Here is a 21,792-nt window from a genome sequence, read left to right as displayed (position 1 = left end):
ATCCGCTCTCCCCCACGGAGACGACACGGGCGTCCGGTCTCGCACTCGGCTCAGTGGCCAGCGGGCACCGCTTCGACCGAGGGCAGCAGCTGCTCCTTCGTGCCGCGGATGAGGGCCAACGCGGTGAGGGCGGCGAGCAGCATCGCGACGCCTGCGATCACGAATGCCGCCGAGTAGCCGCTCGTGAACGCGACGAGCGTCGTGGCGCCTTCGCCGAGGGCATTCGACGACACCGAGGTGTAGGCGACGGTGAACACGGCAAGGCCCAGCGCCCCACCGACATGGAAGACGGAGTTGACGACACCGGATGCGACACCCGCATCGCGAGGCTCGACGCCAGCGAGAGCGAGGTTCTGCAGCGGCACGAAGATTCCCGACAAGCCGATTCCCATGACGACGAACCCGGGCAGCGCGTGCGTCCAGTAGCTGCCGTCGGCCTGCACACCCGCGAACATGAAGAGCCCGACCGCCACGATCGCGGGGCCGGCGACCATGAGCCAGCGCGGGCCGAAGCGTCCGAGGATCTTGGTGCTCACCGGGGTCATGAGCACGATCGCGACCGTCATCACGACGTTGCCGACACCCGTCCACAGCGGGCTCATGCCGAGCACGATCTGCATGTAGAAGTTCGTGTAGAGCATGGCTCCGAGCATCGTGGCGCCCGTGATCGCCTGCACGATGAGGGCGCCTCCGCGCACCTTGTGGAGGATGACCCGCAGCGGAAGCAGCGGCTGCGCGATTCGCGTCTGGCTCCATCCGAAGACCACGATCAGCACGACACCGAGGGTGATGAAGCCGATGGTGTCGAGCGAGCCCCAGCCGTGCTCGGCGAGGGTGAAGCCGTAGACGAGTGCGCCGAGGCCGGCGGTGATGAGGATCGTGCCGACGATGTCGTAGCGGTTGTCGCCTTCGGTCGTCGACTCGTCGAGCAGCAGCCACCCGCCGATGAGACCGATGGCGACGAAGAAGATGTTGACGAGCAGGCACCAGCGCCAGTCGGCGAACTCGGTGAGCAGTCCCCCGAGCAGCAGGCCGATTGCGGCTCCGGTTCCCGCGACGAGACCCCAGATGGCGAAGGCGATGTTGCGCTCGCGTCCGTGTGCGAACAGCACAGTCACCATCGACAGCGCGGCAGGCGCGAGGAGCGCGGCGAAGGCGCCCTGCACTCCGCGGGCGAGGATGAGCTCGAGCCCCGTCTGTGCGAGGCCGCCCCAGACCGAGGCGATGCCGAATCCGACCATGCCCACCATGAAGGTGCGCTTGCGGCCCCAGTAGTCGGCGATGCGGCCGCCGATCAGCAGGAGCGCGCCGAAGGCGAGCGTGTAGGCCGTGATGACCCACTGGCGCTCGCCGTCGCCCATGCCGAGCTGCTGCTGGGCTTGGGGCAGCGCGATGGCGACGATCGTGCCGTCGAGCACGACGACGAGCTGAGTGAGTGCGAGGACAGCGAGCGCCCACCAGCGCGCGGTTGCCGAGTTGCGGAACGCAGAAATAGTGAAACCTCCAGGCTTCAGACGATGAAGACGCCGGAGGTTTCCAGCCTCGGATCGCGCGGAGTTCTCACGCGCAACCGCCCCCACATTGGTGTGGGACAGATCAAGGATCTTACTCGAAACCGCCCATTCCCTGTGATTCATGCCAAAAGATCGAGCCTCACACCGCAAACGCATATGGCACCCCGTAAGGTGAATCAAGTCGAATGGCAATCCCGCCCTTGGCTTCTCATCTCGGCCCACTTGGGCCACCAAGCGGACGGATAGGCCTATTTCCACTATCTCCCCGGCAACACCCGCCCTCGGGCGCATCCGGACCACGACGCCTCGCAACGGCGCGACAGTCGACCCGGCCCGTGCCTTCACCACGGTCTCCAAGCAGATCAAGGAAGCCGGACTGCTCAAGCGCAGCCAGCTCTTCTACTTCCTCCTCCTCGGCGGCCTCGCGCTCGCCCTCGGCGGAGTCATCACGGGCTTCATCCTGCTCGGTGACAGCTGGTTCCAGCTGCTCATGGCGGGCGCCCTCGGCATCATCGTCACCCAGATCGCCTTCATCGGCCACGAAGCCTCGCACCGCCAGGTGCTGAGCTCGGGCCCCGCCAACGACCGTCTCGGCCGCCTCCTCATCACCCTTGGCGCCGGCATGAGCTACCAGTGGTGGATGACGAAGCACACCCGTCACCACGCCAACCCGAACCGCATCGGCAAAGACCCCGACATCGAGGTCGACACCATCGCGTTCCACCCCGAGTCCGCCGCTTCCCAGCGCGGTCTGCTCGCCTGGGTCACGCGTCGCCAGGGCTGGCTCTTCTACCCGCTGATGGCCTTCGAGGGCCTGAACCTGCACTACCACTCGATCCGCTCGCTCCTGCGCCGCGGACCCGTCGAGGGTCGCTGGTTCGAGCTGTCGATGATCACCCTGCGCTTCGCCGTCTACCTCGGCGTGCTCTTCACGTTCCTGCCGCTCGGCATGGCGTTCGCGTTCCTCGGCGTGCAGATGGCCGTCTTCGGCTTCTACCTCGGCACCGCTTTCGCGGTGAACCACATCGGCATGCCGATCGTTCCCGCCGACGAGAAGCTCGACTTCTTCGCCAAGCAGGTGCACACCTCGCGCAACATCAGCGGCGGATGGGTGGCGTCGAGCATCTTCGGCGGACTCAACTACCAGATCGAGCACCACCTCTTCCCGAACATGGCCCGGCCGCAGCTCCCGAAGGCGCGCCTGCTGGTGCGTGAGTACTGCCGTGCGAACAACATCCGCTACACCGAGATGAACATGTTCCGCGCTAATGTCCACGTCGTGCAGTACATGCACAAGGTCGGCCTCGCGGCACGCGATCCCTTCGTCTGCCACCTGCTGGCGCAGTACCGCCGCGCCTGACCCCCATAGACATCCGAGACGGTTCGCCGTCACCGGATGCATCCGCCGGAAATCATCGGGCTGTGACTCTCGTCGCCGCCACCGCGGATGTCAACGAATAAATAGGAGAACACATAATGACCACCGGAACTGTGAAGTGGTTCAACGCTGAAAAGGGCTTTGGATTCATCGCCCCCGATGACGGCAGCGCCGACCTCTTCGCGCACTACTCGGCAATCGTCGGGTCCGGCCACCGCAGCCTCGACGACGGCCAGCGGGTTTCGTTCGACGTCGTGCCTGGCCAAAAGGGCATGCAGGCATCGAACATCGCCGCGGCGTAAGTCGTTTCACGGAAGGGGCGGGGGCTCAGCTCCCGCCCCTTCTGCATGCCCTCAGCACCTCACACCCGCTCCCCCGCGGATCCTGCGAGATGGTCGATGCCCACCCGGACAGCGACCGTCTCGCACGATTCTCGGAAGAGGGAGGTTGCGGATCTCGCGGTTTTCCACACGTGCGCAATTGCCTCTTGCACCCCGCATTCGGGGGGCAATATGATCGCGTCAGCCGCTTCGCTCGAACCCCACCCGCGGCCACCCGTCCCCCCAGGAGCGATTCATGAACATCGTCACCCCCTCATCGGCGGGCGCCCCCGCCGGCTGGTACCGCGATCCGCTCGGCATCCCCCAGCTGCGCTGGTGGAATGGCGTCGCCTGGACCAACCACATCCAGGAGAACCGCCCCGAGATCCACAGTTCGACAGCAGAATCCGTCCGCGCCTGGCGGACATCCGTCGCCTGACGGCCATCGACTCCGGTGCAACGCACCGGACCCCCGGGTACACCTGCGATACCCAACACCGATGACCGGTGCACCTGACGGGTGGGTGCATTGTTCATCAGTCGGCGCGCGGGCGTTGATCATCAGATCCGCCCGCGCGTCGACACCTGCCTGTCGACCGCATCCGCCGCGGCCCGGCGATCAGGGGCGCAGCCAGCAGATCAGCGTTGCAGCCACGCGATCACCGCGAGCACGCGGCGGTGATCGGTGCCCGAGTCTTCAAGACCGAGCTTGGTGAAGATCGAGGTGACGTTCTTCTCGACCGCCCCGACGCCGATGAACAGGTCCTTGGCGATCGCGGCGTTGCTGCGCCCCTCCGCCATGAGCTGCAGCACCTCACGCTCACGCGGGGTGAGCGATGACAGCGGGTCGTTGCGCCGCCCGATGAGCTGCGCGACGACCTCGGGATCGAGCACGGTGCCTCCCGACGCGATGCGGTCGACGGCGTCGGTGAGCTCGTCGAGCGAGGCGACGCGGTCCTTCAGGAGGTAGCCGACTCCCCCGCCGCCCGATCCGAGCAGCTCCTGGGCGTAGGCGACCTCCACGTACTGCGACAGCAGAAGGATCCCCATCCCTGGACGCTCGGTGCGCAGACGGATCGCGGCGCGCACACCCTCGTCGCGGTAGGTGGGCGGCATTCGCACGTCGAGCACCGCGAGCTCGGGGGCCAGGTCGTTCACGTGGGCGAGCAGCTCGACGGCATCGCCGTACGCGCCGACGACCTCATGCCCCGCCTCCTCGAGCACGCGCACGAGCCCTTCGCGCAGAAGCACGGAATCGTCTGCCACCACTACACGCACGTTCACACCCCCCAGGCTAGCGATCCGCGGTCACCCTGAGATGATCATGGGCAGCACGCCCAGCACGGGCACGCGGCTGATGACGTGCGTCGGGCCCCCGATCGGGCTGCGCACCTCGACGGCGCCGCCGAGTCCGCGCACGCGCTCGTCGATGCCGGCGAGTCCGTGGCCGTCGAGAGCGGCCGCTCCCCCGCGCCCGTCGTCGGTGACGATGATCTCGACCCACTCGGAATTGGGGGCGCGGTGCAGTTCGAGGCGCACCCAGGCGTTCTGCGCGTGGGCGTGCTTGGCGACGTTCGTGAGCGCTTCCGCTGCGATGAAGTACGCGTTGCGCGCCGACTCAGCCGGGATCACGTACCCCGCAGGCAGCATGTTCTCGATGTGCACGGGCAGCGGCGAGCGCACGGCGAGCGATTCGAGCGCGGCGACGAGTCCGCGGTCGAGCAGGATGGGGGGCGCGAACCCGCGCGAGAGGGCGCGGAGCTCCTCGAGCGCCTCCTTGGACTGGGTGCGCGCTTCGGCGATGAGGGTGCGCGCGGCCTCCGGATTCTTGTCGAGCTGACGTTCGGCGGCAGCGAGGTCCATCTGCATGCGCACCAGGCGCTGCTGCGGGCCGTCGTGGATGTCGCGCTCGAGGCGGCGGAGGGCGGCGCCTTCGGCGGCGACGGCGGCGGTGCGGGAGGCGGAGAGGTCGGCGACCTTCTCGCGCAGCTCTTCGGAGCGGAAAGCGGCGAGCATGCCCTTGGCGATCGCGTGGTGCACCCACACGAGCCCGTGAGTGACGAATGGGAGGGCCGCGAGGAAGACGACGCCGATCGCGGTGAGCACGGGGACCGCGGCGCTCGGGCCGATCATGGCGGCGGCATCCGGAAGCCAGCCCATGACGATGAACCCGAGGCCGTCCTGGTTGAGCGGGGTGAGGGCGAGCACGGAGAGGGTGCCCGCGAGTCCGATCGAGAGCCACACGATCGTGAGCGTCCACGTGACGATGCCGACGATGGGGTTCACGATGAGGCCGTGCAGCAGGTAGAGCCAGTAATGACCGTCGATCGTGGGGGCGATGAGCTTGAGCCAGTCGCTCGTGCCCTTGCCGGGGGCGCGGCGGTCCCAGCGGGGCGGAGTGATAGCCGGGAACTTCGCACCGCGCAGTCGCCAGATCTCGAGGATGCCGAACCCGCGCGCGATGAACAGCGCGAGCACGACGATCGGCACACCGACGATGATCGGGATCATGCCGACGCCCGCCACGAAGACCGTGAGGAGCACGGTGAACCCGATCACGACGACAGGCAGCTGGGGCAGCAGGAACCCGAGCTCGGGCAGGAGTCCCTTCCAGAAGTCGCCGTAGCCTCGGCGTCGGGTCGTGGGAGCGGGAACTGCGGTCATGACACCAGCATCCCGGATGCTGCGCGCGGGCGGCATCCGGGATCCTGACGTGTCGAGGGTGGGGTCAACCCCCGTGGCGCACGGCCACGGGCCCGGTGGTCGTGCTCCCCGCTTCCGCTTGGCCGAGTGCGATGACGCGGTCGTCACGGTTCCAGTCGTCGGCGCGGTGGCTCACGAGCACGACGAGCCGGTCACGGCTCGCGGCACGCAGGTCACCCATGAGCGCCCGCGCGGTCGGCTCGTCGAGGTGGGCGGTCGGCTCGTCGAGGAGCAGCAGCTCCGCGCGGCTGAGGAGGGCCCGAGCGACGGCGAGTCGCTGCCGCTCGCCTCCCGAGAGGGCGCGCCCCGCGCGCCCGACTCGGGTGTCGAGACCGTCGGGCAGCGCGGCGAGGAGCTCGCCGAGCCCTGCCTGCCGCAGCGCGGACTCCATCTCCTCGTCGTCGACGGGTTCGTCGCGCCGACGACCGATGAGCAGGTTGCCGCGGATCGTCGAGTCGAAGACATGCGCTTCCTGGGGGCACCATGCCACGTGGCGGCTCCACGACGCGCGGTCGAGTTCGGCGACGGGAATCCCGTCGGCGAGCACGGCCCCGGCGTCGGGGCGCAGGGCCCCCATGATCATCGCCAGAAGGGTGGACTTGCCCGAGCCGGAGGGGCCGTCGATGCGCAGCCGCGCACCCGGGTGGACCTCGGCATCGACGTCGCGGAACAGCGGCGCCTGCGCACCGGGCAGCTCGCGTGCGAGGCCGCGGAGCTCGAGGCGCGACACAGGACCATCGAGCTGGCGGTCCCCGCCGATCTCCTCCGGTGCATCGAGCACGGGCGCGAGCCGGGCGAGCACCGCAGTGAGCGTCGGGATGCGCCGTACCGCGCCGATGATGCCGCTCATGCCCTCGACGAGCGCGAGCGCCAGAAGACTGACGACGGCGACCGTCTCGACGGGCAGGCTCGCGGGCGACAGCACGGGGACGACGACGGCGAGCCCGGCGCAGCCCAGCATCGCGAAGGCCCCGCCGAGACCGTCGGCGGAGGCGGTGCGTCGTTCGGATCTGCTGAGGCGCTCTCCGGCTTCGTCGATGCGGGCGAGAGCACGGTCGGCGAGGCCGCCCGCGCGCAGCTCGTCTGCGGCATCGCCGAGAGCCGCGATGCGGCGCACGAGCGATGCACGCACCTCAACCCGCTCGCGCGCGGTCCGGCGAGCGGTCGCGAGCGACACGACGGCCGCGACGGCGGCGGTCGCGAGCAGCACTGTCCAGACGACGGGCGCGAGCTCGGGGGCGAGCAGCTGCGTCGCGATGCCGACAGCGAGCGTCGCCGCGATGCCTCCGGCGAGCGGCGGGATGACGCGCGGCAGCTGGTCGCGCAGCTCCGCGGGCTCGGTGACGAGCACGTCGAGTGCTGCACCGCCTCCGAGGAGCCCGCGCATCGCAGGACCGTGAGCGGCGATGCGACGCCACAGCCGCAACCGCAGCGCATCGGTCGCGCGGAACACGGCGCTGTGCGACAGCAGCCGCTCGGCGTACCGCGCGATCGGACGACCGATGCCGAAGGCTCGGACGCCGACGATCGCGACCAGGAGGTACATGATGTGCTCCATGTCGGCGGCGCGCACGATGAGCCACGCCGAGACGGCCGTGAGAGACATGCCGAGCAGGAAGGTGAGCGTGGCCATGATGGCGGCGCCCACCCAGCGCCACGGCGCGAAGCCGAGCACGGTGCGCAGCGCCGCGCCGCTGCGGGCGTCGCCGCGAGCCGCCGCGGCATCGCGTGCCAGGGAGCTCTCAGCAGCCAGCGGTGCGACCTCGGGCGCGTCGGCCATGTCGGGGCGCGCATCCGCATCCGCATCCGCATCGGCGTGCAGCGCGACGACCTCATCGGCGAGCGCGAGGGTGCGCGGCTCGTGGGTCACGAGCACCGTCGAGACACGGTCGGCGCGGGCGCGGATCGCGTCGCGGACGAGCTCCGCGGCTGCCTCGTCGAGGTGCGCTGTCGGCTCGTCGAGCACGAGCAGCCACGCCCCATCGTCGACGCGGGCGAAGGCGCGGGCGAGCGCCGCGCGGCGCTGCTCGCCGGGGCTCAGCTCGGCGAGCGGTGCATCGAGAAGTCCGGCGAGTCCGAGTTCGCCGGCGAGCGCTGCCGCTGCGGGGCGGTCGGCACCCGCGAGCGCGAGCTCGTCGGCGAGGGTCTCCTCCGCGAAGCGCGGGGTCTGGGCGGCGTACGCCGTGAACGACGGATCCCCCGTCACGACACCCGAGACCTCCGCGTCGGCGGGCAGGGCCCCCACGAGCGCCGCGAGCGCGGTGGATTTGCCGCATCCGCTGGGACCGGTGACGGCGGTGATGCGGCCCGGCACGGGGCGCAGGGTGAGCTGCGTGAGCACCGGTTCGCGGTTCGGGTAGCGCACAGAGACTTCCTGCAGCGCGGGCGGGCCGGGGCGGGGGGTCGCGGCAGCTCGCCCATCGGCGAGGAGCCCGCGGATGCGCGCGAGCGCCGAGAGACCGTCCTGCGAGGAGTGGAAGGCGGCGCCGACGTCACGCAGCGCCGTGAAGCACTCGGGGGCCAGCAGCAGCACGAGCAGGGCTGTGTCGAGCCCCACCGTGCCCGACAGCAGGCGCATGCCGAGGAACACAGCGATGATCGCGACCGAGATGGTGGCGATCAGCTCGAGGGCGAGTGCCGACAGGAACGCTGTGCGCAGCGTCGCCATCGTGCGGGAGCGGTAATCCTTCTGGATGCGATCGAGAGCGTCGAGCTGCTCCTCGAGGCGCCCGAGTCCGACGAGGACCGGCAGACCCCGCGCGAGTTCGACGAGGTGGTCGGCGAGGCGCGTGAGGGCATCGGTCGCACGGTCGACGGTGTCGCGCGTGTGCATGCCGATGAGGGTCATGAACACGGGCACGAGCGGGATGGTGCAGACGAGCACGATCGCCGAGATGAGGTCGGCGCCGAGGATGCGGGCGCCGGTCGCGAGCGGCACGACGGCCGCGGTGATCATCGCGGGAACGGCCACCGCGTAGTAGTCGTCGAGGGCGTCGAGGCCCTCGGTGGCGAGCACAGCGGTGCCGCCGCCGGTCGGCTCCCCCGCGGCGATGCGCGCCACGAGGTCGCGCCGCAGGGCGGACTTGGCACGGATGGCGGCGCGGCGGGCGAATACGCCCTGCGCCCACACGCCGAACGCACGCAGCACGACGCCGATCGCGCCCACGAGGAGCCACTCCGCCGGGTCGGCGCCCTCGGCGATGGCTGCGATCTGCCGAGCGATGGACTCGGCGACGAGGATGATGCCGATCGCGCCCACGAGGGCGGCGAAGGCGACGGGGACGAGGTGACGGACGCCGCCCGGACCGAGATCCGGGCGGCGTCGCAGAAGCGTGTCGGTCATGTCAGCTGGCGCGGGTGGCCGCACGCACGGCGGGCACCGCGTCGTGGGCGTCGGGCAGGTGGTTCGGGGAGACCCGCTTGCGGAACACCCAGTACGACCATGCCTGGTAGCCGAGCACCACCGGCAGGGCGAACCCGGTGACGACGGTCATGACGCCGAGCGTGTAGCTGCCGCTCGCGGCGTTCCAGACCGTCAGGTCGAACGCGGGATCGAGCGTCGAAGGCAAGACCACAGGGAACACCCCGGCGAAGATCGATCCGGCGCCGAAGAAGCCGAAGGCGGCGAAGCCCGTGAAGGCACGCCCCTCGCTCCCGCGGAGCGAGAACAGGTAGCCGATGAGCACCGCGGCGACGGCGAGCAGGAGCAGGACCCAGCTGAGCGCGTTGCCGCCGGTGCGCACCTCGATGAGCACCGCCCAGGCGGTGATCGGCAGAAGGGCGATCGGCGCGAGACGCGGAACGAGGCGATTCATCCGCTCGCGCACGGGGCCATCCGTCTTGAGCGCGAGGAACGTCGCGCCGTGGACGAGCGAGAACCCGACGAGCGCGAGACCGCCGAGCACGGCCTCCGGCGTCAGCCACACGAACGGTCCACCCACGCGGTCGCCGTTCGCGTCGATCGGAAGACCGGTGGTGGTGAGGGCGAGGCCCGCACCGATGCCGAAGGCCGCCACCAGGCTGCCGATGCCGATCGAGCGGTCCCAGAACAGCGTCCAGTTCTGCGCGACGACCTTGCCGCGGTACTCGATCGCGACCGCACGGAAGATCAGTCCGAGGAGCACGAGCGTGAGCGGCACGTAGAGGGTCGAGAACAGCGACGCGTACCAGTACGGGAACGCTGCGAAGGTGGCGGCACCTGCGGTGAGCAGCCACACTTCGTTGCCGTCCCACACAGGGCCGATCGAGTTGAGCATCACGCGACGATCCTTGTCATTGCGAGCGCTGAACAGCATGTGCATGCCCACACCGAGGTCGAAGCCCTCGAGCAGGATGTATCCGATCCACAGCACCGCGATGGCGATGAACCAGACGACGGGAAGTGCATCCATCTCTTCTGTACTCCTAGCTCAGTACGCGAACGCGAGGACGTCGCGGCGATCCGCGTCGCCGTCTCCGTCGCCGGGCTCGTTGGGGTCGGTGAACTTCTCGGGCATGACGCCGGCGATGCCAGCTCGGACGAACTTCGCGAGCAGGAACACCTCGACGACCATGAGCGCGAGGTACACGAGACCGAGCGCGACGAGCGAGAACACGATCTCTCGTCCGTCGACACCGGGCGACACCGCGGCGGCGGTGAACATGAAGACCCCGTCGACGCCGCTCGGGTTGGGGTTGGGCGCCACGACGAAGGGCTGGCGGCCCATCTCGGTGAAGACCCAGCCGGCCGCGTTCGCGCCGAAGGGCGCGAGGATGCCGAAGATCGCGAGCTGCATGAGCGGCTTCGAGGTCGGCACGGTGCCCTTGCGCGTCAGCCACAGCGCCACGGCACCCGCGAAGGCTGCGATCGCGCCGAAGCCGATCATGATGCGGAAGCCCCAGTAGGTGACTTCGAGGTTCGGCATGTAGTCGATCTTCTGGCCGGCGCGCTCACCGTAGAGCGGGTTGTCCGGCAGGTTGGTGCCGTACTTCTCCTCGTACTCCGGGATGAGCTCGTTCAGGCCCGGCATCTCGGTGGTGAAGTCGCCCTTCGCGAGGTACGAGAGCACACCGGGGATCTCGATGATCGGAACGACCTCATCGCAGTTCTGCGAACCGAGCTTTCCGATCGACAGCACCGAGAAGCTCGTGCCGCTGTGGCAGGCGGCTTCGGCCGCGGCCATCTTGAGCGGCTGCTGCTCGTACATGAGCTTGCCCTGGATGTCGCCCGTGATCGCGACGGCCCCGAAGCCGAGGATCGCGACGACGCCGCCGATCCGCATCGAGGTGATCCAGACGGAGTGGTCCTTCTTGTCACGACCGGGGATGTCGGTCGCCTCGCCCACGATGACGCGGCCCTTCGCATCGACGGTGTCGATGCCGTCCTTGCGGCGACGCCACAGCTGGTACCAGGCGATGCCGACGAGGAACCCGCCGGCGACGGCGATCGCACCGGCGATCGTGTGCGGGAAGGCCGCCAGCACGGTGTTGTTGGTGAGAACCGCCCAGATGTCGTTGAGGACGGGCTTGCCGTTCACGAATTCGATGCCCACGGGGTGCTGCATCCACGAGTTCGCCGCGAGGATGAAGTAGGCCGAGCCCCACGAGCCGATGACGGCGAGCCAGAGGGTCGCGAGGTGCACCTTCTTCGGAAGGCGATCCCATCCGAAGATCCAGAGACCCAGGAACGTCGACTCGACGAAGAACGCGAGCAGACCCTCCATCGCGAGCGGTGCGCCGAAGACGTCGCCGACGAAGCGGGAGTACTCACTCCACGCCATGCCGAACTGGAACTCCTGCACGATGCCGGTTGCGACACCCATGATGAAGTTGACGAGGTAGAGCTTCCCCCAGAACTTCGTCATCCGAAGCCACTTCTCATCGGCGGTGCGCACCCACATGGTGTGCAGGACGGCCACCACCATGCCGAGCCCCAAGGTCAGGGGCACCATCATGAAGTGGTAGACGGTCGTGATGCCGAACTGCCACCGGGCGATCTCGAGCGGATCCACGGTTCTCCTTCAACTCAGGCCGCGCGGGTGCGACCGATCGCAACAAGCTTCCGCCTGTCGCGCGACCCTTTTTCAGAGTCGAAGGTCCCAACACGTGAGATAGTCAGCTGGCGTACCGTGGGAGCGTGTCCACACGCATCTATCTCACGAGCGCCGAAGGGCGCACCGGCAAGTCGACGGTCGCGGTCGGTCTCCTCGAGACGCTCAAATCGAGCGTGGCGCGCGTGGGCATCTTCCGCCCGATCGTGCGCGCAGGCGAGGCCCGCGACTACGTCCTCGAACTCATGGTCGCGCACGCGAGCGCGGGCCAGAGCTACGAGGATTGCGTGGGCGTCGACTACGACACGCTCCACGCGGATCCGGAGGAGGCGCTTGCTCGAATCGTCGAGCGCTTCGCGGATGTCGAGGAGGCGTGCGACGCCGTGCTCATCCTGGGCTCCGACTACACGGATGTCGGCACGCCCACCGAGCTGTCCATGAACGGACGCATCGCGGCGAACCTCGCGGCGCCCGTGCTGCTCGTGACGGGCGGGCTGGTGCCCGAGAGCGCCGTGGCGCGCAACGCGAAGCAGTGCGTCGAGATCGCGCAGATCGCGCTCAGCGAGCTGCGTGAGGAGCACGCGGAGGTGCTCGCCATCGTCGTGAACCGCGCGGCCCCGGAAGCGGTCGGCGAGATCGCGGCCGCCGTCGCCTCGGCGACAGGTCTGCCGGCGTGGGCCATCGCCGAGGATGCCGAGCTCACCGCGCCCCTGCTGCGCACGGTGTTCGAATCCGCAGAGGCGGAGCTGCTGCGTGGCGACGAGGCCGGGCTCGAGCGGCCCGTCATGGGCACCACGATCGCGGCGATGTCCCTCGAGAACGTGCTGCCGCGGCTCGTGCCGGGCGGCGTGGTCGTCATTCCCGGTGACCGATCGGATGCGCTCGTGGGCACGCTGGCGGCGCAGCTCTCCCAGAACTTCCCGGCGCTCAACGGCGTCATCCTCAACGGCGGCTTCGAGCTCAATCCGCAGATCGAACGCCTCGTCGACGGGCTCGGTCTCGCGCTGCCCATCGCGCGCACCCCGCATTCCACCTTCGACACCGCGGTGCGCATCACGCAGGCGCGCAGCCGACTCGCCGCCGACTCCCCCGCCAAGCACGAGCGCGCTCTGACGCTGTTCTCGGAGTACGTCGATGCGGGCGAACTCGTGCGACTGCTGAGCCTTCCCACGACGGGCGTCATGACCCCGATCCGCTTCGAGCACACGCTCGTCGAGCGCGCGCGGACTGCCGGCAAGCACATCGTGCTGCCCGAAGGCGACGACGACCGCATCCTCGAGGCTGCCGCGATCGTCGTGCAGCGCCGCATCGCGCGCCTCACGATCCTCGGCGACCCGGACGCGGTGCGGGCCCGTGCGGCGGCGCTCGGGCTCGACCTCGGCGACACGCGCGTTCTCGCGACGAACGACCCGGAGCTGCATCCGCGGTTCACCGAGGAGTACGCGCGACTGCGCGCCCACAAGGGCGTCACGCTCGACCGCGCAAGCGAGATCGTCACCGATGTGTCGTACTTCGGCACGATGATGGTGCACCTCGGCTACGCCGACGGCATGGTGTCGGGCGCGAAGCACACGACAGCTCACACCATCCGCCCCGCCTTCGAGATCGTGAAGACCGCACCGGGTGTCTCGGTCGTGTCGAGCGTCTTCCTCATGGCGCTCGCGGATCGCGTGCTCGTGTACGGCGACTGCGCCGTCATCCCCGAGCCGACAGTCGAGCAGCTCGCCGACATCGCGGTGTCGTCAGCGGCGACGGCCGCGCAGTTCGGCATCGAGCCGCGCGTCGCGATGCTGTCGTACTCGACCGGCGAATCCGGATCCGGTGCCGAGGTCGAGCGCGTGCGCGCCGCGACCGCGATCGTGCATGAGCGCGCCCCCGAGCTGCCCGTCGCAGGACCGATTCAGTACGACGCCGCCGCCGACCCGAAGGTGGGCGCGTCGAAGATGCCGGGATCGGAGGTCGCCGGTCGCGCGACCGTCTTCGTGTTCCCCGACCTCAACACGGGCAACAACACCTACAAGGCCGTGCAGCGCTCGGCGGGCGCCGTCGCCATGGGTCCGGTGCTGCAGGGTCTCGCGAAGCCCATCAACGACCTGTCCCGCGGCGCACTCGTGCGCGACATCGTCAACACCATCGCGATCACCGCGATCCAGGCAGAAAGCGCATGATGAGCGAGATCCGCAACGTCTTCGTCCTCAACGTCGGGTCGAGCTCGATCAAGTACCGCGTCATCGACGTCGAGACGGGAGACGTGTTCGCGTCGGGGCTCGTGGAGCGGATCGGCGTCGCCGGATCGGACATCCCCGACCACGACGCCGGCATCCGGGTGGTGCTCGCCGAGCTCGAGGGCATCCGCATCGACGCCGTGGGGCACCGGATCGTGCACGGCGGCCCGCACTTCATCCACGCCACCGTCATCGACGACAACGTCGAGCATGGCATCGAGGCGATCTCCGACCTCGCTCCCCTGCACAACCCTCCCGGCCTCGCGGGCATCCGCGCCGCACGCGCGGCGTTGCCCGACCTGACCCATGTGGCCGTGTTCGACACGGCCTTCCACGCGACGATCGCGCCCGCCTCGCGGGACTACGCGATCGACCTGGAGGTCGCCGCACGCACCGGTGTGCGGCGCTACGGCTTCCACGGCACCTCGTACCGCTACGTGTCGAAGGCCGCGGCCGAGCTGCTGGGTCGCGACGGCGACCCCGACCTCAAGCTCGTGGTCCTGCACCTCGGCAACGGCGCCTCGGCGGCGGCCGTGCAGGGCGGACGCTCGGTCGACACCTCGATGGGCCTCACGCCGCTCGAAGGGCTCGTGATGGGCACACGCTCGGGCGACATCGACCCCGCGATCCCGCTGTACCTCGCGCGCGAGCACGGATTCACGATCGCCGAGCTCGACGATCTGCTCAACAAGCGGTCCGGTCTCCTCGGGCTCTCGGGTCGCTCCGACATGCGCGAACTCGTCGCCGCCGCGAATGTGGGCGACATGACGGCCGCGCACGCGCTCGACGTGTACGTGCACCGGCTGCGCCACTACATCGGGGCGTATGCGGCCTCGCTCGGCGGCATCGACGCGCTCGTCTTCACGGCCGGCGTGGGCGAGAACTCGAGCTACATCCGGCGGCGTGCTGTCGCGGGGCTCGACTTCCTCGGGCTCGAGATCGACCAGGAGCGCAACGACGGCCCCGGATCCGGACCTCGGTTCATCTCCCCCGAGGGCTGCCCGACATCCGTGCTCGTGGTGCCGACGAACGAGGAGCTCGAGATCGCGCGGGAGACCCGGGAGGCCGCGAGCGCCTGATCCGGTGCCCGCTTCCCTGGGCCACTGCCCCTCCGCGCCTCTCCTCTGGGTGAGGGGTCGCAAATGACCGATTCGACGGCGTGTCACTCGTCATTCGCGACCCCTCACAGCGGGCACTCCCGAGAGGGGTCGCATATGGACCCGTGCGGGCGCGCGGGGCGCGGGGCGCGGGCCGGACGCGCGCGGTCAGGATGCGGGCAGGGGGGGGCGAGCGTCAGCGCACGACCAGCACGGGCGCGTTGGCGTTCAGCAGCACAGAGTGCAGCGTCGAGCCGAGCGGCGAGCGGTGCGGCTCGGTGGCACCGGGTCCGACCACGAGCAGAGCGGCGCTGCGGCTCGCGTCGAGAAGCGCCTCGGCGGGCGGACGCGTCGACACGCGCGAGCGGATCTCGAGGTGGTCCCCCGCTGACCGCGCCGCGTCGGCCGCGACCGCGAGCGGTCCGTCGTCGCCTGCGCGCGCCGCGTGGGCGCCCTCGGGCTTGATGGCGTGCACGAGCGTCAGACGCATGTCGCGGTCGCGCGCTTCGGATGCCGCGCAGGTGGCGATGCGAGCTGCCGTCTCGGCGCGATCGATGCCGGCGATCACACCGGAGCGCAGGCGCGGGTCGCCTTCGGGGATGACGGCGACCGTGCCGGGGGCGGCGAGCGCGATCTGCACGCTGCGCGATCCGAGCACCCGCCCCGTGACGTAGCCCGTCTTGCCGGTGCCGATCACGAGGGTGTCGCCTTCGGTTGCGGCCTCAGCGAGGGCCCACGCGGGCGGACCGGTGAGGATGCGCGTCTCGACGCCGACCTCCGGAAAGGCTTCCGTCATCCGTGCGCGCGCCGCCGCGAGCACTTCGCGCCCCGCCGCGCACGCATCGATCTCGCCGTCGCCCTCCTCGGCATCCGGTTCAGGGTCCGCGACGTGCACCAGGACGACGGTCGCGCCCTCGTCGCGCGCGTGACGCCCTGCCCAATCGAGGGCGGCGTAGGAGGGCACCGAACCGTCGACTCCGACGATGTAGCGGGCTGCCGCAGGGGACGCAGAGGACTCAGCCATGGCATCGAGCCTCGCACCCGCACAGCGTCGGCACCCGGGTCGAAGGTCCCGTGGCGCGCGCGATCACTCCGAACGCGGGAGAATGGGATCATGCCCACCTCGGAAGCCCGCGAGTACCGCCTGCGTCGTCTTCTCGAGGTGGTTCCGGATGTCGTGGGCGCGCTCGACCTCGCCACGCTGCTCGAGCGCATCATCACCGCCGCTGTCGAGCTCGTCGATGCGCGCTGGGGCGCACTCGGGGTGATCGGCTCGGATGGCGGTCTGGAGCAGTTCGTGCACGTCGGAATGGCGCCGGGCGAGGTGGAGGCGGTCGGCCATCTGCCTGAAGGGCATGGTCTGCTCGGCGCTGTCATCGACTCGGGTGAGGCGATCCGCCTGCCCCACCTCGCTGACGATCGCCGATCGGCGGGCTTCCCGAAGCACCACCCGCACATGGACGCGTTCCTGGGGGTGCCGATCCGCATCCGCGACCAGGTGTTCGGCAACCTCTACCTCACCAATCAGGATGGCGGGCGTGAGTTCTCGCACGAAGACCAGCAGCTCGTGTCGACGCTCGCCGCATTCGCTGCCATCGCGATCGAGAACGCACGCCTCTACGACGAGAGTCTGCGGCGCGCGCGCTGGTCGACGGCTCTCGCCGAGGTGACCGCTGCGCTCCTCTCGGAGGACACGGTCGATGTGCTCGCCGTTCTCGCGGAGCGGGTGGGCTCGGCGATGGATGCGGAGCTCGTCTGCGTCATCGTCGACGACGGCATCGAGGACGACGAGCGGATGCTGCGCGTCGATGCGGCGCGCGGCGAGGGAGCCGAGTCGCTCGTCGGGCGACGCTACCCCGCTGCCAACACCCTCTCGGGTCGTGCCATCAGCACGGGCGCGCTCGCGTCGACGGAGGCGAGCGACCTGGGCGAGTCGGTGGTGCGCGACGGCCCGAGTGCGGCGATCGCGCTCCCCGTGCGGTCAGGAGACCGTGTGCTCGGCGCCCTCGCGGTGTACCGCTCGACCGACGCCCCTCGCTTCACCGACGCGGAGCGCCAGATGGCGGCGGAGTTCGCGCTGCAGGCGGGTGTCGCGATCGCGCTCACGCAGGGCCGCGCCGACCGCCAGCGTCTCGCGCTCGTGGAGGAGCGCAGCCGCATCGCACGGGACCTGCACGACCATGTCATCCAGCGCCTCTTCGGCACCGGCCTCTCTCTGCAGGCGCTCGGCGCGCGCGCCCCGCAGATCGCCGACGAGATCGGCACCCAGGTGGATGCCATCGACGCCGCGATCGGCGAGATCCGCACCGCGATCTTCGCGCTCACCACGCGCCGCGGCTCCGACGGCGCACTGCGTCACCGTCTGCTCGATGTCGCGACGGATGCCACGGCCGGGCTCGACAGCCCTCCCCTGCTCACGTTCGCGGGCCCCGTGGATCTGCTCGTCGTGGGTTCGCTCGCCGACGATGTCCTCGCGGTCGTGCGCGAATCGCTTGCGAACGCCGCCCGCCATGCGAACGCGTCGCGCGTCGAGGTGTCAGTGGCAGTCGATGACGATGCCGTGACCGTCGCCGTGGATGACGACGGCGTGGGCATCTCCGCGACGGTGTCGCGCGCGAGCGGCACCCGCAATCTCCACGACCGTGCACGCGCCCGCGGGGGCGACTTCGTGCTCGGCCCCCGACCCGGAGGCGGCACCCGTGTGCGCTGGTCCGCGCCGATCCGCACCGTGAGGAGCAGCTGAAATGACCCGAGTGTTTCTGGTCGATGACCACGAGATCGTGCGCCGCGGCATCGCGGATCTCATCGACGCCGAGCGCGATCTCGAGATCGTGGGCGAGTCGGGGACGGTGCGCGGCACGGTCGCCAAGGTGGAGCTCACGAACCCGGACGTCGTGGTGCTGGATGTGCGTCTGCCTGACGGCGACGGCATCGAGCTGTGCCGTGCGATCCGCTCCGCTCGTCCCGACATCCGCTGCATCATGCTGACCGCGTACGACGACGACGAGGCGAGCCGCTCGTCGGTGCTCGCGGGGGCGTCGGGCTACGTGCTCAAGGACATCCGCGCGCGCGGCCTGGTCGACGGAATCCGTCGGGTGGCGGCGGGTGGCACGCTCATGTCGCCGCGGGTGAGCGAGTCCGTGGCGGAGTCGTTCAGCGCTGTTCACCCCGACGACCCCGAGCTCACGCTGCGTGAGCGCCAGGTGCTCGACCTCATCACGGAGGGGCTCACCAACCGGCAGATCGGCGACCGTCTCGGCCTCGCCGAGAAGACGGTCAAGAACTACGTTTCGGGGCTGCTGGCGAAGCTCGGCATGGAGCGCCGCACCCAGGCCGCTGTCTACGGGCTCGAGAACCGCCGCTGACCCCGCAGCCCGAGCCGCCGCTCGGGAGCGTCGGTGTTAACCCCAGGTCAGGCAAGCCTCAACTACGTTGCGGAATGTCTCAGCCTGAGTAGCGTTGAACTCGACCACGGCCGACCTGTCGGCCAGGAAGAGGAGACACACCATGACCGACGCGAAGATCACGTCCATCCCGACGAGCTCGATCGACCCGGATGTCACCTCGGGCGTCGCCCAGTTCCTCGGCCCGGTGGTCGTGAACCTGCAGGCGCTCGCCGTCGACGGCAAGCAGGCGCACTGGCACGTGCGCGGTGCCAATTTCCAGGCGGTGCACGAGCTCCTCGACACCGTCGTGGAGCACGCGCAGGGCTACGCGGATCTCGCCGCTGAGCGCGTCGTGGCCCTCGGCCTGCCGCTCGACGCGCGCATCCAGACGGTCGCCGCGAAGACGACGACCCCGAAGCTCTCCGCAGGTTTCCAGCAGGCGGACCAGGTGATCGCCCAGGTGATCGCCGGCATCGATGCCACTCTCGCGGTCGTCCGCACCGCGATCGACGAGCTCGACGAGCTCGACCTCGTCTCGCAGGATGTCGCGATCGAGATCGCCGCGGGGCTCGAGAAGGACCGCTGGTTCCTGTTCGCCCACGTGGCTGAGTGACAGCACGCATGTGAGAAGGGGCGTCGCGCGAGCGGCGCCCCTTCTGCGTTCGCTCAGATGCCGATCGGCTCCCCCGCTGCGACGGTGCCGTGCACGGGCATCGTGCGCAGCGACTCCGATGCGACGGTGTGCGGATCGGCGTCGAGGATCGCGAGATCGGCGAGTCCTCCCACCTGGACGCCCGCGACTCTCCCCCACGACGCGCGCAGCGCATCCGCCCGCGACAGCGCCTGCTCGGGGTGCCACGGCTCTCGGCCATCGCGGCTGCGGGTGACGGCGGCCGCGAGCGTCGCCCACGGATCGAGCGGTGCGACGGGCGCGTCGGATCCGAGTACGAGCTCCGCGCCCGCGTCGAGCAGCGTGCGGTAGGGGAAGGCGCGACCGGTGCGTCCTGCCCAGTGGTGGTCGGCGACGTCGCGGTCATCCATCGCGTGCTCCGGCTGGATGCTCGCGCGCACCCCGAGGGCCGCGAAGCGGGGCACATCGGCGGGGAGCACGAGCTGGGCGTGTTCGATGCGGCCGCGATCGGGTGCATCGGCCGGAATCGCGAGCGCCTCGAAGGCGTCGAGCGCCTGCGTCACGGCGCGGTCGCCGATCGCGTGGATCGCCGGCACCCAGCCGTTCGCCCACACGTCGCGCGTGAGTTCGACGAGCTCCGCATCCGCGTACGTCGCGAGGCCGTGTGCGTGCGCTCCCGACTGTCCCGGATACGGGTCGACGCACCACGCGGTGCGGGAGTTGAGCGCCCCGTCGGTGAAGATCTTGAACGGTCCGACGGTCGCGAGCCCGTCGGTGCCGGGAATCGCGTCGCCCGTGCGGAGCCCGAGGGCGGACACCCGATCGCGGCCCTCCGGGTAGACGACGGCCTGCACGCGCAGCGAGCGCAGCCCCGCGGCTGCGCGTCGCGGCCAGGCGTCGACGGCGCCATGCATCTCGAAGTCGACGATGCCGGTGACCCCGCGCGCGGCAGCGGCCCGTGCGGCATCCGCGACCCAGCGGTCGAGCGTCGCCTCGTCGACCGCTGACAGGCGCACGTTGAGGTCGAAGGCCGCCTGCTCGCCCAGCCACCAGTCGCTCGCGGGCAGACCCATCCGCCGCAGCAGCGCCTCGTTCGACCACACGGTGTGCACGTCTCCCGAGACGAGCGCGACCGCGACGTCGCCCATCGCCAGCAGCTGGGCGCTCGGGGCGTCGGGCCAGAGTCCGTCGCGGAAGCCGTATCCGACGAGCACTTCGTCGGTCGGGTGACCCGCATCGACGCGAGCCCGCACGAGCGCGGCGGCCTCGGCCGCGGATCGGGCGCGTGAGACGTCGAGTCGGCGGGCGAGCGCGGCCCACTGGCCCACATGCACGTGCTGGTCCCACATGCCGGGCATGAGGAAGCGGCCGTCGAGCTCGAGCCGCCGCGCGGCCGGGGTGTCGAGCCGTTCTCCGATCCGCGCGACGCGGCCGTCTTCCACGAGCACGTCGACCGGCTCGGACGCTGTCGTCTCCGCCGACACGATCCGCACGCCGGCCAGAAGCAGTGCGCTCATGCCTGGCGGTCCTCGATGCGCTGCATCTCGCTGGCGAGCGCGGCGTTGGCGTACGGCCCGTCCCCCCGGAGGCCGTCGATGATCCGAGCGCGCGTCACGTCGTCCTTGCCCTGACTGAGCTTGGCGCGCGCGTCGAAGCGCGTCACGCGGATGCGCAGACCCACGGTGCCCTTCGCGACGCGGCGGGCGTACGTCTCGTCGAGGCTCAGCGAGCGCGGGTCGGGCGTGTGGCGCTCGAAGTGGTCGGTGAGTCGCTGGAGGATCGCGAAGTTCTCCTCGTCCGAGAGGATCTCGGGCACCCCGTAGAGGTGGGCAGTCACGTGATTCCAGGTGGGGATGAACTCGCCGTCGTCGTACCAGTTGGGCGTGATGTAGCCGTGGGGGCCCTGCGCGATGACGAGCACTTCGTGCTGGCCGAGCTCGTGCGCAACCTCGTCGGGACGCCCGAAGTGGCTCACGATCGAGATGCTGTCATCATCGGTCTCTTCGAGGAGCGTCGCGTAGTGGGAGGCGACGAGTCCGGTGGAGGCGTTCGACACGAAGGTCATCCAGGCGTTGCGGCGAAGGAGCCGTTTGACCTCGTCGACGTCGGTGAGCAGGTAGTTGGGCGTGCGGCGCATGGTTCATTGTGGCGCGACTGATCGCGCACGCAACAAAGTTGACGAATCACCCGGCATCCTTCACGATGGGAGACTGACCGTTCCACCTACCCCGAGGATTCCGTGAAGACCCCCGCCCGCCGCCCCGCGCTCGTCGCGAGCCTCGCACTTGCGATCGCTCTCGCCCTCGCGCCCGCGGCCGCACACGCCGACCCCCAGGGCGACGCCGGGGCGACGCATGACTCGGCGGCAAGCGCCCAGACCGCGGATCTCGCCGAGACCGGCGTGCGCGAAGACGCCCTGGTCGCCGGCGGAATCGCCGCGGTCGCGTTCAGCGGGGGCGTGCTCGCTCTCGCGCTCGGTCGAGTGCGTCGGATCAGCGCAGCACGCTGA

18 protein-coding genes are annotated in these 21,792 nt (G+C 70.0%); 9 read left to right on the top strand and 9 right to left on the bottom strand.

The features are described 5' to 3' along the window. Positions 1 to 50 precede the first annotated feature (50 nt). Positions 51 to 1,580, bottom strand: a complete 1,530-nt coding sequence (locus HCR12_RS04615) for an MFS transporter (RefSeq protein WP_473964513.1) — start codon at positions 1,578 to 1,580, stop codon at positions 51 to 53. A gap of 223 nt (positions 1,581 to 1,803) precedes the next feature. Between HCR12_RS04615 and HCR12_RS04610 the strand changes: the two genes are divergently transcribed. The 3 genes from HCR12_RS04610 to HCR12_RS04600 all read left to right on the top strand — a co-directional run bounded on the left by HCR12_RS04610 (position 1,804) and on the right by HCR12_RS04600 (position 3,651). Then, a complete protein-coding gene (locus HCR12_RS04610; RefSeq protein WP_224763707.1) occupies positions 1,804 to 2,874 on the top strand; it encodes a fatty acid desaturase family protein in 1,071 nt (356 codons plus the stop codon). Positions 2,875 to 2,990: 116 nt separating this feature from the next. Further along, a complete protein-coding gene (locus HCR12_RS04605; protein WP_166869446.1) occupies positions 2,991 to 3,194 on the top strand; it encodes a cold-shock protein in 204 nt (67 codons plus the stop codon). A 274-nt stretch (positions 3,195 to 3,468) separates the two neighbouring features. Further along, a complete protein-coding gene (locus tag HCR12_RS04600) occupies positions 3,469 to 3,651 on the top strand; it encodes a DUF2510 domain-containing protein (RefSeq protein ID WP_166869447.1) in 183 nt (60 codons plus the stop codon). A 200-nt stretch (positions 3,652 to 3,851) separates the two neighbouring features. On the opposite strand, the gene HCR12_RS04595 is transcribed toward HCR12_RS04600, so the two are convergent. The 5 genes from HCR12_RS04595 to HCR12_RS04575 form a co-directional block, all read right to left on the bottom strand. Then, on the bottom strand, positions 3,852 to 4,478 hold the full coding sequence (locus HCR12_RS04595) for a response regulator transcription factor (RefSeq protein WP_243841859.1): 627 nt from the start codon (positions 4,476 to 4,478) through the stop codon (positions 3,852 to 3,854). Between the two features lie 42 nt (positions 4,479 to 4,520). Beyond that, positions 4,521 to 5,876, bottom strand: coding sequence for a sensor histidine kinase (locus tag HCR12_RS04590; protein WP_166869448.1), 1,356 nt, complete (start codon positions 5,874 to 5,876; stop codon positions 4,521 to 4,523). A 64-nt stretch (positions 5,877 to 5,940) separates the two neighbouring features. Beyond that, positions 5,941 to 9,258: a thiol reductant ABC exporter subunit CydC gene (gene cydC / locus HCR12_RS04585; protein WP_166869449.1), complete on the bottom strand. Its 3,318-nt coding sequence runs from the start codon at positions 9,256 to 9,258 to the stop codon at positions 5,941 to 5,943. A 1-nt stretch (position 9,259) separates the two neighbouring features. Next, positions 9,260 to 10,306, bottom strand: coding sequence for a cytochrome d ubiquinol oxidase subunit II (gene cydB, locus HCR12_RS04580; protein ID WP_166869450.1), 1,047 nt, complete (start codon positions 10,304 to 10,306; stop codon positions 9,260 to 9,262). Between the two features lie 18 nt (positions 10,307 to 10,324). Next, complete coding sequence (locus tag HCR12_RS04575) at positions 10,325 to 11,905, bottom strand: cytochrome ubiquinol oxidase subunit I (protein WP_166869451.1); 1,581 nt, start codon at positions 11,903 to 11,905, stop codon at positions 10,325 to 10,327. 125 nt (positions 11,906 to 12,030) lie between these two features. On the opposite strand from HCR12_RS04575, the gene pta reads away from it, so the two are divergent. Further along, a complete protein-coding gene (gene pta / locus HCR12_RS04570; RefSeq protein WP_166869452.1) occupies positions 12,031 to 14,112 on the top strand; it encodes a phosphate acetyltransferase in 2,082 nt (693 codons plus the stop codon). A gap of 8 nt (positions 14,113 to 14,120) precedes the next feature. Then, positions 14,121 to 15,248 (top strand): acetate/propionate family kinase, encoded by a 1,128-nt coding sequence (locus tag HCR12_RS04565; protein ID WP_166869555.1) that lies wholly within the window; start codon positions 14,121 to 14,123, stop codon positions 15,246 to 15,248. Between the two features lie 214 nt (positions 15,249 to 15,462). On the opposite strand, the gene HCR12_RS04560 is transcribed toward HCR12_RS04565, so the two are convergent. Continuing rightward, positions 15,463 to 16,290, bottom strand: a complete 828-nt coding sequence (locus tag HCR12_RS04560) for a universal stress protein (RefSeq protein ID WP_166869453.1) — start codon at positions 16,288 to 16,290, stop codon at positions 15,463 to 15,465. A gap of 90 nt (positions 16,291 to 16,380) precedes the next feature. Between HCR12_RS04560 and HCR12_RS04555 the strand changes: the two genes are divergently transcribed. The 3 genes from HCR12_RS04555 to HCR12_RS04545 all read left to right on the top strand — a co-directional run bounded on the left by HCR12_RS04555 (position 16,381) and on the right by HCR12_RS04545 (position 19,265). Further along, entirely contained in the window at positions 16,381 to 18,009 is a 1,629-nt protein-coding gene (locus HCR12_RS04555) for a GAF domain-containing sensor histidine kinase (protein WP_166869454.1), read from the top strand. Between the two features lies 1 nt (position 18,010). Then, entirely contained in the window at positions 18,011 to 18,631 is a 621-nt protein-coding gene (locus HCR12_RS04550) for a response regulator (protein ID WP_166869455.1), read from the top strand. A 142-nt stretch (positions 18,632 to 18,773) separates the two neighbouring features. After that, a complete protein-coding gene (locus HCR12_RS04545) occupies positions 18,774 to 19,265 on the top strand; it encodes a Dps family protein (protein WP_166869456.1) in 492 nt (163 codons plus the stop codon). A 53-nt stretch (positions 19,266 to 19,318) separates the two neighbouring features. Here HCR12_RS04545 and HCR12_RS04540 read toward each other — a convergent pair whose 3' ends face one another. Together HCR12_RS04540 and HCR12_RS04535 are read right to left on the bottom strand one after the other, a co-directional pair. Further along, positions 19,319 to 20,800 (bottom strand): amidohydrolase, encoded by a 1,482-nt coding sequence (locus HCR12_RS04540; RefSeq protein WP_166869457.1) that lies wholly within the window; start codon positions 20,798 to 20,800, stop codon positions 19,319 to 19,321. Further along, positions 20,797 to 21,420: an FMN-binding negative transcriptional regulator gene (locus HCR12_RS04535; protein WP_166869458.1), complete on the bottom strand. Its 624-nt coding sequence runs from the start codon at positions 21,418 to 21,420 to the stop codon at positions 20,797 to 20,799. The genes HCR12_RS04540 and HCR12_RS04535 overlap by 4 nt, the downstream gene beginning before the upstream one ends. A gap of 102 nt (positions 21,421 to 21,522) precedes the next feature. On the opposite strand from HCR12_RS04535, the gene HCR12_RS04530 reads away from it, so the two are divergent. Further along, positions 21,523 to 21,792, top strand: coding sequence for a hypothetical protein (locus tag HCR12_RS04530; RefSeq protein WP_166869459.1), 270 nt, complete (start codon positions 21,523 to 21,525; stop codon positions 21,790 to 21,792).

The sequence above is a fragment of the Salinibacterium sp. ZJ70 genome (genome assembly GCF_011751865.2).
Classification (GTDB): Bacteria; Actinomycetota; Actinomycetes; order Actinomycetales; family Microbacteriaceae; genus Homoserinibacter.
This window is presented reverse-complemented; position numbering and strand designations above follow the sequence as displayed.